Genomic DNA, 15,801 nt, shown 5'->3' on the forward strand with positions numbered 1-15,801 from the left:
TACCAGACGGGCAACTCCGATACATCGTGCGCCACGAGGATCTGAGTGTCCCTGCCGAGCAGGTGGCTCAAGATGTTGGCCGGTACACGTGGGAGACCGAGGCGCAACTACGTGCGGCGGTGCGCGAGTACGTCGCAGATAGCCCCTGGGTGCGGCTCCGGTACGAACAAGACGCACTGGAGGCGCCCCATGACGGCCGGGAGTGAGGGGGTGGTGTATCGCGTGACCTGCGTCTCCGGCTACGACAACGTGTTCCTCGATCGCGATATCGCGCAGAGCGAGGCGGACATGCTCGGCGTGTCGGTGCAGCGCCTCCCGCTCGCGACGCCGGAGCACACCGCATTGGTCGAAGCGGCCATGAAGTTCTATGGCTGCGTAGGACAGCAGTTGGCCGAACCGTTCCCGCTGTTCGAGTCCGCCACGTTCAGCGCAATGATGGACGTGATGCGACGCATTTATCACGGGCATCCTCTGCCAACTATCAAGGAATCCTTGACGGATGACGCGGCCCGCGCGGCGGGAGGGAAGGATGGGTGAGACGCGCAAGAAGATCGCCGCCGCAAAGCGTGCAGCGGTGGCGCTGGAGATCGCGGTGCGTGACGCGGAAAGGGCACGTGAAGCACTGGCCACCGCACTGGGTGCACTGCGTGGTGAGGTGCCCGTGCGCGCGGTCGCCAAGCGCGTCAGCCTGTCGGCCATGACCGTCAGCAACCTGTGGCGTGGTCACGTCTGTGCGACGCCGGAGAATATCGGGCTGTGCTTGGACGCAGCGCTCAAGGTGACAGAGCTGAGCGCGGCGGGAGGGGCGTGATGCTGCACGCACACGAACTCATCATCGACAGCTTCGCCGGCGGTGGCGGTGCCTCTCTCGGCATCGAACTCGCGCTCGGGCGTTCGCCTGACGTGGCCATCAATCACGACGCGGAGGCTATTGCCCTGCACCAGGCGAATCATCCGACGTCCAAGCACTACCGCGAAGACGTGTGGCAGGTCGACCCACTGGAAGCCACCGGCGGCCGACCAGTGGGGTTGATGTGGCTGTCGCCGGACTGCAAGCATTTCAGCAAGGCGAAAGGCGGCAAGCCGGTGAGCCCACGCGTGCGGGGCCTCGCGTGGGTCGCGATCCGCTGGGCAAACGCCGTCCGACCACGCGTGATCTGTCTCGAGAACGTCGAAGAGTTTCAGACGTGGGGGCCGCTCGTGCGGGCGACGCAGAAGCCCTGCCCTGCCCGCCGCGGCAAGCACTTCCGCGCCTTCGTGCGGAATCTGGAGCGTCTCGGCTACCGCGTGGAACATCGGCAGTTGCGCGGCTGTGACTACGGCTCCCCGACAATCCGAAAGCGGCTGTTCCTCATCGCCCGTTGCGATGGGCAGCCGATCGTGTGGCCCAGGCCGACGCACGGGAAAGGGTTGCCGAAGCCGTGGCGGGCGGCCGCCGAGTGCATCGACTGGTCACTCGAGTGCCGCAGCATATTCGGCCGCCCGCGCCCTCTCGCGGCGAACACGCAGAAGCGGATCGCGGCCGGCATGCAGCGGTATGTCCTCGGCACGCCGCGCCCATTCATCGTTCAGGTGCAGAACGCCAGCGCCAGCGACACGCCGATCAGTATCGATGCCCCGTTGCGTACGATCACGGCGTATCCGAAGGGCGGCGGGTTCGCGTTGGTCGTGGCGTTTCTGGCCAAGCATCAGAGCGAGCGCGATGCCAGGCAGGTGCAGGCGGCCTCACTGTTCGACCCGCTCCCAACGGTCAAGGCACGCGACAGCAACGCCTTAGTCGTCGCGCGCCTTGGCGCCGATCACAGTGATGACGTGCACGCGTTTCTGGTTGCGTACTACGGCAAAGAGACTGACGGCGGCGACCTGTTCTCCCCGATGCGCACCATCACGAGCAAGGAGCGTTTCGGTCTAGTCACTGTCGCCGGCCAGCTCCACGCTATTGCCGACATCGGCATGCGCATGCTGGCCCCGCGCGAGCTCTATCGTGCGCAGGGATTCCCCGACTCGTACAAAATCGACATCCCCTTCAACGGCAAGCCGATGTCCAAGACCGCGCAGGTCCGCATGTGCGGAAACAGCGTGTGCCCACCGGTCGCCGCCGCGATCGTGGCCGCCAACCTCGGACAGCGCCTGCCTGTCGCGGTGGCCGCATGACGCCCCGTCTCCCCACCCTCGCCCAGTTGCTCGCCAAAGCCGCCAAGCGTGGCATCGGCCTCCGTCTCAGCGCGGCCGACGTGCAGCGGTTGTGGCGGGCGTTGATGCGGAAGGAGAAGGCGAAATGAAAGACCGCCTCCTCCTCAAAGACGCGACCACGTATCGCGTCCGTACCCTCGACGGCAAAGAACACGTTGCCGACTGGGATGATGCACACCGGCAGTTTCTCAAGCCCTACGAGAAACGGCAGCGCGGCCCGGCGATCATCCCGTTCGACCTGATCGGCGCGGTCACCACCCACCGACGCGGACGGCCTCGCTGGTACCCGCTGGACGATTGCTATCGGGCGGCGACCGTCGCCCGCACACCCTCAACACGGAGTAACGCAGCATGAGCCGTTCAAAGAACCTCGCGATTTTGATTGGCAACGTGGGGCAGGATCCGGAAGTCCGCACGGTCGGCACCGGCGGCCGCGTCGCCCAGTTCTCGCTGGCCACGGGCAAGCAGTGGACCGACGCGCAGGGCAATAAGCAGGATGCTACACAGTGGCACCGGTGCGTCGCGTGGAACCAGGGCAAGTACACGCTCGCCGACATCGTCGAGAAGTACGTCCGCAAGGGTGAGAAGATCTACGTGGAAGGCGAGATCGAATACCGGCAGTGGCAGGACAAGGACGGGCAGACGCGGTACACCACGGAGATCCGGGTCAGGGAGTTGATGTTGTTGGGGGGGAAGTCGGAGGGTGGAGAAGTGAAGCAGGAGCGGCCGGCCAAGACTACGCGGCCCAATACGACAGAGCGCGCGGACGACTTTCCGGCGGCGCTGATGGATGACGACGATTCCTCTTTGCCTTTTTGACCATGCCGAAGATCACTTCCAAGTACGAGCTCCGCCGCGTGATCCAGCAAGGCGAGACGATGGCGGCCCTGCTCCGTCGTCCGGGTCACACCCAACGTTCGCTCGGGGAACGCGAGAAGTGCGCGGAACTCATCGAGTCGCTGTGTGATGTGGCGCGCCGCGCGTTTGATCCGGCCCACGAGCTGCCAGAACTCCCAGCCAAGGCGGGATGACGTGAAGGACCGCATCGACTGCCTCGATGTCGATATGGACGGGCGGGAGTTCACGCGCTGTGCGTACTGTGGCGAGCGTACGAACCGACTCCCGCCGGCAGGCTGGGATCGGCTGTCGGCGCTGTACTGCGAGGCGCACGAATCACTCAAGGGGCGCGACCCGCAGTTCGTGATCCCGCAGGCGATCGGTGACGCGGTGGCTGACCTGCGCCGCCCAGCATCCGAACTGATCGACTGGTCGCTCCCTGAAATCACGGACCTGGCTGGCTACCTGCTGCCTGGCACCGTGACGTATGCCTGCGCGTTCCCGAAGGGCGGCAAGACGACATTCCTCTCCAACCAGATGGCGCACTGGGACCGCACCGGGCGCCGCGTCTGGGCTATGCCGACCGAATCACGCCCCAAGGGGCTGGTCACACGCCTCGCGTGCTTTCGGGTCGGCGTCGCGCCGGATGAGGCGATGTCGCGCCGTCTGCGGGTGCGCGCGGACGCTGGGGACACCGACGCCGAGCAGCAACTGCGGGCGCTGTTCAGCGAGTTTGACCGCATGCTGGCGGGCGTGGAAGCGGACGGCTGCAACTACGCCATCGAGCCCTCTCCGCGCCTCACGCGCACCACGTTCCGTCGTTCGTGTCAGGCAGCGGCCGAGGGCGGATACGAGTTGGTGGTCGTCGACCACGTGGATCACATCGGCGGCGATCCGGGCACCGGCGAGTCGGGCTACGCAGCGAGCGAAGCGGTGCAGCACGACGCTCTGGAGTTCGCGGAAACGTTTGACATCGCCGTGCTCCTGATGTCGCAGTTCAACACGCGCATCGCCAAAGATCCGCTCGCGATGTTCAAGCGCCCGCAGACCGATTGGTTGTGGATGAAGGGCGTGAAAGATCAGGTCGCAACGACTATGTTTGGCCTCTACCGGCCGATGGCGCCGGATCTGGAAGATTCACTCGTCCAACGTGTGCGCACCGGGGACGAGGAGCCGTGGAAAATCGCATTGCCGAACACGATGGGGCTGGCGGATATGGCCTCGCGGTTCGGTGGCTCAAAGATCGGCCGCACCACCCACATCCAGTACGACCACGGGATCCTGCGCAGTTTGCCCGCCAGTGATGCGTTCACGATCGAGGCTGCGTACAACGGCATCCACACCGGCAGCCCGTCAGACCGACCCAGCCGGAGGATTCGGTAGTGGCACGGATTCGCACGATCAAGCCCGAGTTCTGGCAGGACGAAAAGCTCGTCGGCCTGCCGGATGTCACGCGCCTGCTGTTCCTGGGGCTCGTGTCGCTCGCCGATGACGCGGGGCGGTTGCTGGACAAGCCGGTAAAAATCGAGGCGGATCTATTCGACGGGGAGCAAGACCGGCGCCGCGAGGTCGTGGAATCTCTCGCGAATCTCTCGCGAATCGGGGTGATTCGACGCGGTTTCACGGCCTCCGGTCAGCGCATCATCGAAATCACGAATTGGAAACGGCACCAGCGTGTTGATCACCCAAACTACGCGGCGTCGTTCCCGGAAATCGTTACGCCGTATGAGGATACGCCAATTCGCGAGGCATTCGCGAATCATTCGCGAGAGATTCGCGAGGCGCTCGCGAGCCATACCAACGACCTACGACCAGTACCAACGACCAGTACCAGTACCAACGACCTGTTCTCCGGCGTCGCTGACGCGCCACCGGCGCCGCAGATCGTGCGGGCGCCTCGACCACGCAACGGCCCGCAGTTCCCGCACTTCTCCCGCGATCGGTGCGACGCCATGCACGCGACGTGGGTGTCCACCCGGGGTGCGGTGGAGTACGGCCGGTTCCGCAAAACGATCGGCCCGCTGTTCACGATTGCCGAAGCCGATCGACCACCGGAAGCGCCCACCGACGCGGAGCTGGCCGACGCGCTGCGCAGCTTCGCCGAGATGGCGGGCATCGGTGCCGAATCGCGCTTCGCGACGATCGACCGCGCGGCGCAATGCCTCGCCGAGATCGCCCGCACCCGCCGCCGCTTCGCCACCGACCCCATCGCGCGCTCGGACGCCGTCATGCGCATCATCCACGGGAAAGCCGCCGCATGAGATTTTCAACCAAGCACTATCGCAAGAAGCCGCCGGTTCTCGGGCCAGAATCGGGCCGTGGTGACACGATCCCCCTGCCCCGAGGGGTAGACCCGTCCTCGGCCGCCATGAACGCCACAGAGGCCAAATACGCGGCGTTTCTGGCCGGCGAGGTCGCAGGTGGCCGCGTCGCCGCGTGGTGGTACCAGCGCATGTCGTGGCGGCTCGGGCCGGGGACGCACTACCGGCCCGACTTTGTCGTGCTGCGGCCCGATGGCCTGTTGGAGCTCCACGAGGTCAAGGCGCGAGCGAAGTCTGGGTTCGGCGCGACCGAAGCGAGTTGGGCCAAGGTCAAGACGGCCGCCGGTGAAGCGCCGTTCCCGATCCGCGTCGTGTGGCCCAACAAAGGCGCATGGGAGCATCGCGCCATCACCCCCACCGCCGCGGAGCGGGCGGCATGAATCCTGACTACGAACACTCGGTGATCGTTTGCGGGCCTGATGCGTACCGCGAGTACCTCGCCCACGAGAAGCTTGGCGGCCGTCTCCCTTGGCCTGCTCCGTGGGAAGCGGTGCGTCTCCAGGCCGCCGAGATGCGGCATATCTTCGTGGGCCATCAGTTCGACGCGCCGCAGGTAGTGCAGATGAGCCATCGAGGGATGGTGGAGGCAAGGGAACGCTCGGAGGAAATAGCTGCTGCCCAGCGGAGATCCGCATGACCCCCTTCCCCCAGTTCTCCGCCGGCGTCCGCTGCCCTTGGTGCCGACGCCCACAGACAGCGGTCCGTCTCCGGACTGGCGACGTGGTGTTGGATTGCTGGCACCAGCGCTGTCAGCGGCTCGTGTGGGCGCTGCGTGTGGCTGAGGGTGTGCCGACCGTGGCGCAGGTCGAAACGCTGATTGGGGCACGGCTGGCGTCGTGGGCGGTGGCGAGCGGGCCGCTGGCGCCGGTGCTGTCGCTGCCTGTGCCGTCGCATCTGACGGCCGGCACACCACGGCTCGAGCTGGTCGCGGCGCTCACGGCCTACTGGACACCGGTGCCGAGGCGACTGGCGGCGTAGCGCCTGACGCCCACGATTTGACGCCACGGCCAACCGGTGGTAGGTTGGCAAGACAATTCATACCCCGCCGACGCGGCGTGCTCCCAGCAACTCTTGGGGGCCGCCGCGTTTTTGCGTTCAGCCCCGCGTATGGTCGATTCCGCTCCCAATCCGCCGCTCGTTCCGCAACCGCACGGTGGTGCGCTCTACCGTGGCGGGCGCAAAGGCAATCGTGGGAACCGCATGCGCGCCGTCGTCCAGAAACAGGCGATGCACTTCGTGGCCGAGCGGTTGCCACTGCTGGCCCACGCGGCGGACGGCGTGGTGGTGGAGTTCGGCGAAAAGGGCGAGCTCAAGCTGGCCAGTCCCACACAAGGCGAGCGCAACGCCGCAATGAAGTTGCTGTGGGAGATCGCCAATTCTCAACGCAAGATCAGCCTGACCGAGGTCCGGAAGCGTCTGGTGGCACAAGTTGCGGCGATCCGTGAGACGTTGCCGCCAGAGCAAGCCGACCTCGTGCTTGCGAAGCTGGCCGAGGTCTGGAAGTGACCACGCTGTTGGGCGACTCGCCCTCGTTCAGCGAGCTGTTCAAGGCCGCCGTGGTCGAGACGGCCACCGTCGCGCCGTCGCTCGTCATCGACCACAGCGCCTATCGCCACGACCCGCTGGGCTGGGCTGAAGTCGCCTTGGGTGTCTCTCGGGAGACGCTGCTGTGGTCGTTGTTCGACGCGTATGGCACGCACGAGTGGGACGGCACACCAGACCCGCTCGCGACCGTACTTGAAGCAATCGCGAAGAACCAGTGGGTCGCGGTGGCCAGCGGCACGGGCACGGGCAAGACGTTCCTCGAAGCGGTACTGTTGCTGTGGTGGATCGCAGTCGAGCCGGACTCGATTGCGACGACGGTGGCCACCAAGGCCGACCAGCAGGAGAAGGGTATCTGGCGCGAAGTCGCCCGCCACTGGCCGCGGTTCCAAGCCTGCTTCCCAGAAGCGGAGCTGACCACGCTGCGCATTCGCATGGAGCCATGGCGTGGCGATGCGTGGGGCGCGTGGGGCATCACGGCCGCCCCGAAGGCGGGCGAGGAATCGAGTTCCGCGGTGCAGGGGTTGCACGCGAAGCGGCTGTTGATCTTGGTCGACGAAACGCCTGGTGTGCCACAGCCCGTGATGACGGCGCTGGTGAATACGGCAACGGGCGAAGAGAACGTGATTGCGGCGTTCGGGAACCCCGACTATCAGGCCGATCCGCTCGGACAGTTCGCGGAAACGAAGCGTGTCACCGCCATTCGCATCAGCGCCCTCGACCACCCCAACGTGGTGCTCGGTGTGGAGCGCATCCCTGGTGCGGCAACCCGCCTGTCGATAGCGACCCGCGAAGACAAGTACGGCGTGGAGAGTGGCGTCTACCAGTCGCGCGTGCGTGGCATCGCGCCGGAGCAGTCCGCATCAGCGCTGATCCATCTCGCCTGGTGTGTCGCGGCAGCGGATCGCGCCGAATCGGTGCAGCATGCGGCGCTCGCGCTCGGGCCGAAGGCGCTCGGTGTGGACGTGGCGCAGTCTGAGAACGGCGACAAGGCGGCCGTGGCTATGGGCCAAGGGGCCCGCCTGCTCTCGGTCATCGCCAAGGCGTGCCCGAACGCCACGAAGCTCGGCGCCGAAGTGTGGCAGTTGATGCGCGACGAAGGGATCGTGCCAGAGTACGTCGGCGTGGACCCCATTGGCGTTGGTGCCGCCACGGTGAACCACCTGGACGGTGAGTGTGAGAAGGAGAACGCCGGTCGGTCGGTGGTGCGCTGCAGCGGTGGCGCAAAAGCCATGGAGGCGTCGTCGCGGGCGGCTGATGGCTCGGCGATGGAGTGGCTGGCCGACGCCAACAAGTTCAAGAACCTGCGAGCGCAGATGTGGTGGCAGCTCCGCGAAGACCTGCGTAACGGGTTGATCGCCCTGCCCCGTGACCGTGAACTGTTCCGCGAGTTGACCACCGTGCAGTTCGACGAGGACGGCGGGATCGTTACGCTCGAATCCAAGGACGACATCCGGAAGCGTTTGGGTCGCTCACCGGATCGCGCGGATGCCGTTGTGTACTGGAACTGGGTGCGCCCCCGGACGCGTGTGAATCAGCCGCCGCCGGAAGGGTTCGACGTGGCGCGCCCCATCCGCAATTATGCCCCGCGCCAGCAGACGCCGGCGCCGTTCACTACCCCGCAGGTCACGGGCTGGCGCCCGGGAGCGATGTCACATGGCTGAATTCGTGCAGCGTCCGATCACCGTCGATGCCGAGCAGTTCGTCGACGAAAAGAAGCTGCCCGATGGCGTACTCAGTGAGTCAACGCAGCGGTGGCTGTACTCCGTGGGTGGGCTGCGGCCGATCAACAAGGGCCAGTGGATCGTGCGTCATCCGGATCGGCTGCACGACATCCTCGACGATGCGGAGTTCCAGCGCTGCTACGCGACCACGCAGGCGAAGAGCGCCAGCAAGAAGAGCGAATAGTGCCTTTCGTGCCCGCCGCTGTCCTGCAGTCGTTGCTGGCTGCGACCACCCAGCAGGCCGACGCCACCCAGGCGTTAGCCGCGGCGTTGTCACGACAGGCAGAGGCCGACTTGGCCCGCGTCACGTTGGACCGTGAGCGCCTGCAGTGGGAACAGGGGCGCGAGAAGGCGGCTGCGGAGGCGGTGGAGCGCGAGCACGAACGATCACGGGGCGAAGATTTGCCGGACCTCGTGCAGCAGACGATTTCGAAGTTCGCGGGTGAGGATCCGATGCTGCGCTCGCAACTCGCCAGCTATGCCCGTACACGCGCGGCCCGCGGCATTCCGGAGCAGCAGATCGTGAAGGAGATCACGATGGGAGATCCGACGCGATGAGTGAAACGGAGACGGCCACAGCCGCAGAAAACGAGACGGACGACGGGCAAGACCTGCTCACGCTGCCGGAGAAGACTGCGGCCAAGCGATTGTCTGCGCTCTGGGACGCGTTGGAAGACCCGATGCGGCAGCGCGTCCCGAAGTGGGAGCGCAACCGGCTCTCGCGGCGCGGGATCCGTGGCGTGCGTGTGCTCGGCGCCGCGTCTGCGCGCGACGATTCGGATGGCGTGTGGGTACCGCCGGGCGCGACAGACCAGCCCCCAGTACCCAACAACGTCGACCAGCTCACGCGCAGGATCGTGGACACAATCACGTCCGATGAGCCCAAGATCGAAGCGGTGTCGCCGTCGCCGGATGACCTGGACATCGAGGCGGCGGAACAGGCCACGCGCATTCTGGAGCACGAAGACGCGGCGGCAGCGAGCAACCTGCGCAAGCTGGTGCAAAAGGCGCTCAACCGCGCCGGTACGTATTCGTCCTCGTTCAGCTTTCAGTACGTCGACCAGTACGGACTGCTCGAGCCGATCGAAGTGTTGGCGCATCCGCTGGCGACGGACCCTGAGAATCCGTTGGTGGACCCGCAGACGGGGATGCCCGCGGCAGGACCATTCGAAACGCGCTATGTCGTGGTGGGCGCAGACGGCCAGAAGCAGCTCTCGGCTTCTCGCAAAGGGGCGGAGCTCGGCTGGAAGCCCCTGATTCGGGAAGACTTACTGAACCCGCACTGCGTGCGGCTCTGGCCGGCGACGGCCGAGGGGATCGATACCGCGGAAGGCGTCTTCGTCGGCCGGGTGACGACGCTCGGCGCCATCAAGGCCAGCTTCCCGGATGTCGCGGAGTTGGACGCGGACGAGCTGCGGAAGCTGTGCGCCTGGCGACCAGCGACGGGCAAGAAATATTGGGCGCCCATTGCGTTGGCTGAAGCCGCCGACAAGAGCGCGCTCGCCATGCAGGACCGGAGCAAAGGCAGCGAACAGGCGCCGCCCGACGAAACCATCGTGTATTTCCGCTGCCTGTATCTGCGGAGCAGTCGGAAATACCCGATGGGCGCGTATTTCTGTCTCGGCGCGAATACTCAGCTGGTTGGCCGTGGAAAATGGTCGGCCACGGTGGGCGATGGCGAGGATGAGCGCGAAGAGCCGCTCGACTTGCCCGTTGCGCAGTGCCGGTTTTTCGAGGATCCGGCTGATCAGGATCCGTACGGGCTCTCGCCGGTCGAATGGCTGGCGCCGATGGATGAGGCGGTGGCCACGCAAACGATCGCGTGGCTGGAATATCTCTATCGGTTCAACCACCCGAACACCTTTTTGCCGCTGGGCTCCGTTATTCAGCCCGGGCAACTGAATATTCGGGACGGCACGCCCATCCGGTACAACGCGGCGGCGGGGAAATTGGAATATGAGTCGATCCCCACGTTCCCCAGTGAATCGACGGCCCTGATCGACAAGTACGAAGCGTGGATGCGCACACTCTCCGGGCTGGAGAACGCGGCGCGTGGCGTCGCAGATCCCTCGGTGAAATCCGGCATTCACGCCGAGCGGATTATTGAGCAGGCGTTGGTGGCGCTTACGCAGGTGGTCAGCAACGTCCAGGACTTCCTGCTGCGTCGTGGACGGATTCGGTTGCAGTTGATCGCGACGCACTACACGGCGCCGCGCTTGCTCCGCATCAATGGCGACGGCGGCCTGCCACAGGTCCGGGCGTTCCAAGGTGCCGACCTGCGGACGATTCGCGACGTGCGTCTGCAGCGCAACAGCATGACCATGCTGACGCGCTCGGCGAAAGTGTCGATGCTCCGTGATGAGCTGACGCTGGGTATGCAGGCGAACGACCCGAGCGCGTACCTGCGGTACCGCACACAGGCCGCCTCGCTCACCGACGCCATCGCGACACAGGACGACGATCCGCACATGCAGCGGGTGCAGCGTCAGGTGACGGAATGGCGCCGTGGGCCGAAGGAGGGGGCCGACCCGAATACGATTTGGGCCGTACTACCGGTGGACGACGACCCGACGGTCGCGCCGATGCGCGCCTATCGACTGGGCCGCGCGATCGCGTCAGACCGCTTCACGAAATTCCCGCCCGACTGGAATCAGCCGTTGGTCGCAGCGTATCAGGCCGCGCGTCAGGCGGCCGGAATGATGAACGCCGCTGAGCAAGCGCAGTCCCAGCAGCAAGCGACACAGGCGCAAGCACAAGCCGAAGCGCAGAGCACGGGTCAGCAGCAGCAGATGGACGCGCAGAACGAGCAGGCGAAGCAACAGCAGGCGCACGCCAACAAGCTCGAGGAAATCGTGGTGACGGAACAGGTGAAGACTGCGGCGCAGATGGAAGTCGACGCGCAGCGGGCGGCGGTGCATGCGATGCCTGTCGCGGGGATGGGCGAGGACTATTGACCACAACCACGGAGTATCACATACTATGACCAGCCCTCTGTTGGTGGACGACGCGTCGGAGCAGGAACCCGAAGTGCTCGACACCACGGCCCCCGATTCGACGACAGCAACGCTCCCCGCAGACGCGGCCGAGCCCATCGCTGCGGACGACGGCCAGCCGACGACGACAGAGCGAAGTGACGCGAGTGTTCCCGCGGCTGCTCCGGTTGTCCCCCCGTCGTCGGCCCCCACCCCCGAACCGTACACGCTTCGGGCCCATGGGAAATCGCTGACGCTCGACGGCGTACAGCATGTGCCAGGCGAAGGACTCCGCGTGCCGGAAGGGCCAGCGATGCAGCGCGTGCAAACGCTCATGTCGCGTGGGCTCGAGATGGAAACGTTCGGCCGTCCGCGCATTCGCCAACTGGAGCATGAGAACACCGCGCTGCAGGAAGAGCGTGGTCATGCCGAAGTCCATGCGAACGCGATCGTCGCCTGGTTCCAGGATGTCCGCAAGAACCCGGAGACGTTGCTCGCGGCGATCGAGAAGTTCGACCAGTTCGCGCCGACCTTCGACGCGCGGGTCGAGCGGTCGCAGTGGGAGCGCGACAAGACGGCATGGGAACGTCAGCAGCGCGTCAATGATCCGACGCCGGAAGAGCAGCACCAGCAGGTGATGGGCGCGGTGGTGCAGTCGGCGCAGCAGATGTTGCAGGACGAGCTGGGGCCCAAGTTCAAACTCTCGGCGGAAGACCATCAGGGAATCGCGCAGCGACTGCTGCGGCGTCCTGACCTCTATCTGACGCGAGTGAATGGCCAGCTGGCGTTCGACGATACGCGTTTCGCGGAGGATGTGGAGGCTGAAGCGCAGGAACGCACCAAGATGCGGACCTCGCTGTCAGCGGCCACCGATGCGGCCAGACAGAACGCCGCGGTGCGTGCGGGGACGGTCCCTGCCGTGACAGCGGCACCTGCAGCCAAGGCGACTCCCGCGCCACCGCGTGATGAGCAGGGGCGGTTCAAGACGAAAGAAGAGTGGGAAGAGGCGATGGCGCTGCGATAGCGCCGCCCTCCCCTGACAACTCAACTCGCGCGATGCGCGCGGCGACGCCCGAGAACGGCGTTGGCCGCGCGTTCGTGTTTCTAGGAGGTACGGATGTCCACAGCGGTGCAGTACACGACGGCAGCGATGATGGCGAAGACGCTGCGCAAGGTCGCTGCCGATGCACAGGAAGGATTCAACTTCACGTCCCCCGAAGTGGACGTGCTCAAGAAGGTGCCGGAAGCGGATGTGGACTACTCGCTCCGCGAAACGCTATTCCCGGCAGATCTGAACGAGACCGGCGGCGTCGCGTCGCTGGTCGACTTCGGCAAGCTGGCCAATCCGAGTGTGACCGGGCTCGAGGAAGGCATCGGGTATCTGGTGCACTTCAACAAGCGTTTCAATCGGTCGACGCTCACGCGCCTGGTGGCGAAGGGTAAGTCGAATCAGATCGAAGACCAGTTCAAGTACTCGATGGCGAAGAGCGTGAAGGCGCTCAACCGTCGCGTGTCGATCGGGTTCTGGGGCTCGTCCAGCGGCATTCTCGCCCTGACCGATACGGACCTCACGACGAGTCTGTCGCAGACGTTGACGATGCGCGCGGCGCACGGCGTCACGGGCCTCGACGATGCCGGCTACTTGGCCGATCTCTTCGTGCCGGGCGATGCGGCGGGCAATGACGGTGATGGCGTGGCCGTGCTCGAAGCGGGCGTGGTGAAGGGCGTCGGCAAGATCACCGCGAAGAGCCGGTCGGGCGGAACGATCACGATTGCCTTCGATGTGGCCCCGACGGCCAGCACCACAAACGGCTTGCAGATCGTGCTGTGCAACGCGATCGGCAGCACGCTGACGCAGACGGACTACAACAAGGCACTGGTCGGTTGGGCAGACGCGCTGACGGCCTCCGCGCTGCACTCCATCACGCACCCGGAATGGGCGCCGGCGGTCTATGACACGTCGAACGTGCGCTTCTCGCCCCTGCTCTACCAGCGTGGCCGCGATGAAATGGCGCTGCGTGGAGACGGCACCATTTCGCATGTGTTCTGGGACGCGGCGGTGAAGCGTGATGCGTGGGACAATCGCGCATCGCTCCAGCGGTTCAACGACACCGCCACGTTCACCCTGGACGCCGACATCAAGGCGAAGAACGCCACAAACGTGGTGTCGCGCTTCGTGCCGCCGGGTTGGGTGACGGCGTTCGATGTCTCCAAGGCGGTCAAGCGCGTCGACATCGTGCCGGCCCTCGACAACAGCTCGAGTGGCGGGTCGGAAGACGGCGGCAAGGAGTACATCGACGAAGCCGGTAAGGTGTACGAGTTGAACCGTATCATGGCCCTGCAGTGGCGGAACCGCCGCGCCACCTGCGGCTGGACGGGGAAGACGCGCTCGTGAGCACGGCGGCGCGCGTGCTGGGACGTGCGGTGCCGGAGGCGTTCGCCGCGCAGTTGGCGGCGGCGTTTCCGCGTCGTGACGGTCTCTCATGGCTCATGGCCCGATGGGAGCCCGGTGAAGACTGGGCGCCCGTCGAACGGTGGGTCATTTGGGAGATCACGCCCTGGCACGCGTTGCCGACGGCGGACGCGGCCTATCTCCGGATGACGTTGGAGGGGCCGAACCCGCGCGATACGGGGCACTACTGCGGTGCTGGGCGCTGCGCGTGCGCCCTCAAGCGCAATCGCTGGACCGGTGGCCGGTCGGAAGCGGTGGACTACTTCCGGCAATGGCAGGTCGCGCAGGAAATGCGCACGGCTGGCACGCCGGGATTCCCGCGCGTGATCTGGATTGTACAGGGTGACACCGGCGGACATCCGCCCGTGATGGATCCCATCAGCAAGCAGCTCGCGCAGGCGGCAGGCTTGCCACACGAATTCCCGTCGCCCGGCGATGGCCCATATGCGGATCTCGATCAGCGCGTGATCGAGGGGCTGCTCCACAAAGATCGGCTGCGCGACGCCGAAGGGCGGTTGCGCGATGTGTCGAGTGCGGAGCTGGCCGCAGAGGATCGCGACCGCGCACAACACGCCGCGGATCGCGTGCTCGACTTCATCCTCGAACGCATGAGCGGCAGCGTCGACGAAGCCGCGTGGTTGATCCGCAAGCACGACTCGGCGTTTATCGCGGCGCCGCACGGCACGCCGCTCGAATGGACGGACCCCGACACCTTCCGCCAGTCGTTCCGTGACGACTGCGCGCTCATTGCCTCCTGAGGACTCGATGTCACTGCGCGAACAGACCCAGCACGAAACCCGCCAGACGTACGTGTTCTACGACCAGCATCAGCGGCCGTACTTTGCGAACGTCGACACGCGCTGCCGGCCGCACTTGGCGCCGTGCACGCCATTGCAGCCGCAGGGGTGGACGGCGCCCATCATGCCGGACGGGGATTTGATCCGTCCAGACCCGGTCCGTCTCGGCTCGCTCATCATCGACTACGACAAGTGGGAAGAGCGGGCGCAGATCGGCGTGAACATCTATGCGCAGATGGAGCGCATGGTGGCCGAGAAGATGTTTGGCGATCAGGCGGCGGAGGCGATGGGCCGCCGTGATGCCCGGTTGCTGGCTGAGATCGGCCCGCCTCCGCCGGCCGTGGCATTTGTGCGTGCTGCACGCGCTGGCACCAACAAGTGGGTGCTTGGCCTTGACCCGGTGATGCCGAAGTGGGCGGAAGCGTTCAAGGACACGTTGCCGCAGTATCGCCCCCTGGCGTTGCTGCGCGATGAAGAAGGTCCGTCCGCGTTCCCGAACGCCGACGAGGAAGATGGCGAGCCGGTGCGGCGTGGCCCGGGACGTCCGCGCAAGGAACCGACTGAGTCGGTGGCCGCATGATCGGGCCGCGCATCTTTGCGACCACCGGCCAGTTCGTCCTGACCAACGTCGGCGAGAACGCCGCGGCCGCGCTCGTGATGCAATCCCGCCTCAAGTCCGGCACCGGTGTGACGTGGGGACTGCGGAAGCGGCTCACGGGCACGGGGGATGGCACCACTTACAATGGCGTGACGGTCGTTGATGCTTCCGCCGCGCCGCGGTCCGCGTTCACGAATATGGCGACCATGGCGGCGGTGTCCGAGTCGACGCCCGTCACGGCCACAGCTCTACCGCAGCTGCACTCGATCATCTGCGACGGCTGCGACGTCATTCTCGATGTGCTGAGCGTGACCGGGAACGGCGTGCTCGAAATCGAGATGGCGCCGATCACGGGTGGCACCTGA

At 65.8% G+C, this 15,801-nt stretch carries 22 protein-coding genes; all 22 read left to right on the forward strand.

The window, feature by feature from the left end; translation table 11 throughout:
* The first annotated feature begins 189 nt into the window (after window positions 1-189).
* The 22 genes from GAU_RS09285 to GAU_RS09380 all read left to right on the forward strand — a co-directional run bounded on the left by GAU_RS09285 (window position 190) and on the right by GAU_RS09380 (window position 15,801).
* Complete coding sequence (locus GAU_RS09285) at window positions 190-537, forward strand: hypothetical protein (RefSeq protein ID WP_156798962.1); 348 nt, start codon at window positions 190-192, stop codon at window positions 535-537.
* Window positions 530-811, forward strand: a complete 282-nt coding sequence (locus tag GAU_RS09290; protein ID WP_012683300.1) for a hypothetical protein — start codon at window positions 530-532, stop codon at window positions 809-811. Before GAU_RS09285 ends, GAU_RS09290 begins: the two co-directional genes overlap by 8 nt.
* Window positions 811-2,154, forward strand: a complete 1,344-nt coding sequence (locus GAU_RS09295; protein ID WP_012683301.1) for a DNA cytosine methyltransferase — start codon at window positions 811-813, stop codon at window positions 2,152-2,154. The genes GAU_RS09290 and GAU_RS09295 overlap by 1 nt, the downstream gene beginning before the upstream one ends.
* Window positions 2,151-2,282 carry a hypothetical protein gene (locus GAU_RS22810; protein ID WP_269446082.1) on the forward strand — a complete coding sequence of 44 codons (132 nt, stop codon included), beginning with the start codon at window positions 2,151-2,153 and terminating at the stop codon, window positions 2,280-2,282. Before GAU_RS09295 ends, GAU_RS22810 begins: the two co-directional genes overlap by 4 nt.
* Window positions 2,279-2,548 carry a hypothetical protein gene (locus tag GAU_RS09300; protein WP_012683302.1) on the forward strand — a complete coding sequence of 90 codons (270 nt, stop codon included), beginning with the start codon at window positions 2,279-2,281 and terminating at the stop codon, window positions 2,546-2,548. Before GAU_RS22810 ends, GAU_RS09300 begins: the two co-directional genes overlap by 4 nt.
* The gene (locus tag GAU_RS09305) at window positions 2,545-3,012 is read left to right on the forward strand and encodes a single-stranded DNA-binding protein (RefSeq protein WP_012683303.1); all 468 of its coding nucleotides are present in this window, start codon (window positions 2,545-2,547) and stop codon (window positions 3,010-3,012) included. The genes GAU_RS09300 and GAU_RS09305 overlap by 4 nt, the downstream gene beginning before the upstream one ends.
* 2 nt (window positions 3,013-3,014) lie before the next feature.
* Complete coding sequence (locus GAU_RS09310) at window positions 3,015-3,224, forward strand: hypothetical protein (protein ID WP_012683304.1); 210 nt, start codon at window positions 3,015-3,017, stop codon at window positions 3,222-3,224.
* Window positions 3,160-4,413 carry an AAA family ATPase gene (locus GAU_RS09315; RefSeq protein WP_083765557.1) on the forward strand — a complete coding sequence of 418 codons (1,254 nt, stop codon included), beginning with the start codon at window positions 3,160-3,162 and terminating at the stop codon, window positions 4,411-4,413. Before GAU_RS09310 ends, GAU_RS09315 begins: the two co-directional genes overlap by 65 nt.
* Window positions 4,413-5,291 carry a hypothetical protein gene (locus GAU_RS20735; protein WP_012683306.1) on the forward strand — a complete coding sequence of 293 codons (879 nt, stop codon included), beginning with the start codon at window positions 4,413-4,415 and terminating at the stop codon, window positions 5,289-5,291. The genes GAU_RS09315 and GAU_RS20735 overlap by 1 nt, the downstream gene beginning before the upstream one ends.
* On the forward strand, window positions 5,288-5,731 hold the full coding sequence (locus GAU_RS09325) for a hypothetical protein (RefSeq protein WP_156798963.1): 444 nt from the start codon (window positions 5,288-5,290) through the stop codon (window positions 5,729-5,731). The genes GAU_RS20735 and GAU_RS09325 overlap by 4 nt, the downstream gene beginning before the upstream one ends.
* Window positions 5,728-5,988: a hypothetical protein gene (locus tag GAU_RS09330; protein ID WP_012683308.1), complete on the forward strand. Its 261-nt coding sequence runs from the start codon at window positions 5,728-5,730 to the stop codon at window positions 5,986-5,988. The genes GAU_RS09325 and GAU_RS09330 overlap by 4 nt, the downstream gene beginning before the upstream one ends.
* The gene (locus GAU_RS22225) at window positions 5,985-6,329 is read left to right on the forward strand and encodes a hypothetical protein (RefSeq protein WP_156798964.1); all 345 of its coding nucleotides are present in this window, start codon (window positions 5,985-5,987) and stop codon (window positions 6,327-6,329) included. The genes GAU_RS09330 and GAU_RS22225 overlap by 4 nt, the downstream gene beginning before the upstream one ends.
* Window positions 6,330-6,551: 222 nt before the next feature.
* Window positions 6,552-6,857: a hypothetical protein gene (locus GAU_RS09340; RefSeq protein WP_156798965.1), complete on the forward strand. Its 306-nt coding sequence runs from the start codon at window positions 6,552-6,554 to the stop codon at window positions 6,855-6,857.
* Entirely contained in the window at window positions 6,854-8,557 is a 1,704-nt protein-coding gene (locus GAU_RS09345; RefSeq protein WP_041265413.1) for a hypothetical protein, read from the forward strand. Before GAU_RS09340 ends, GAU_RS09345 begins: the two co-directional genes overlap by 4 nt.
* A complete protein-coding gene (locus GAU_RS09350) occupies window positions 8,550-8,801 on the forward strand; it encodes a hypothetical protein (RefSeq protein ID WP_012683312.1) in 252 nt (83 codons plus the stop codon). The genes GAU_RS09345 and GAU_RS09350 overlap by 8 nt, the downstream gene beginning before the upstream one ends.
* 8 nt (window positions 8,802-8,809) lie before the next feature.
* Window positions 8,810-9,175 carry a hypothetical protein gene (locus GAU_RS09355; RefSeq protein WP_156798966.1) on the forward strand — a complete coding sequence of 122 codons (366 nt, stop codon included), beginning with the start codon at window positions 8,810-8,812 and terminating at the stop codon, window positions 9,173-9,175.
* Window positions 9,172-11,571 (forward strand): hypothetical protein, encoded by a 2,400-nt coding sequence (locus tag GAU_RS09360; protein WP_012683314.1) that lies wholly within the window; start codon window positions 9,172-9,174, stop codon window positions 11,569-11,571. The genes GAU_RS09355 and GAU_RS09360 overlap by 4 nt, the downstream gene beginning before the upstream one ends.
* 25 nt (window positions 11,572-11,596) lie before the next feature.
* Window positions 11,597-12,613: a hypothetical protein gene (locus GAU_RS09365; RefSeq protein WP_012683315.1), complete on the forward strand. Its 1,017-nt coding sequence runs from the start codon at window positions 11,597-11,599 to the stop codon at window positions 12,611-12,613.
* Window positions 12,614-12,706: 93 nt separating this feature from the next.
* Window positions 12,707-13,984 (forward strand): hypothetical protein, encoded by a 1,278-nt coding sequence (locus GAU_RS09370; protein WP_012683316.1) that lies wholly within the window; start codon window positions 12,707-12,709, stop codon window positions 13,982-13,984.
* Window positions 13,933-14,799 (forward strand): hypothetical protein, encoded by an 867-nt coding sequence (locus tag GAU_RS20740; protein WP_052574338.1) that lies wholly within the window; start codon window positions 13,933-13,935, stop codon window positions 14,797-14,799. The genes GAU_RS09370 and GAU_RS20740 overlap by 52 nt, the downstream gene beginning before the upstream one ends.
* Window positions 14,800-14,806: 7 nt before the next feature.
* On the forward strand, window positions 14,807-15,418 hold the full coding sequence (locus GAU_RS09375) for a hypothetical protein (protein ID WP_012683318.1): 612 nt from the start codon (window positions 14,807-14,809) through the stop codon (window positions 15,416-15,418).
* A complete protein-coding gene (locus GAU_RS09380; protein WP_012683319.1) occupies window positions 15,415-15,801 on the forward strand; it encodes a hypothetical protein in 387 nt (128 codons plus the stop codon). The genes GAU_RS09375 and GAU_RS09380 overlap by 4 nt, the downstream gene beginning before the upstream one ends.

Source organism: Gemmatimonas aurantiaca T-27 (assembly GCF_000010305.1).
In the GTDB taxonomy this organism is placed as follows: Bacteria; Gemmatimonadota; Gemmatimonadetes; order Gemmatimonadales; family Gemmatimonadaceae; genus Gemmatimonas; species Gemmatimonas aurantiaca.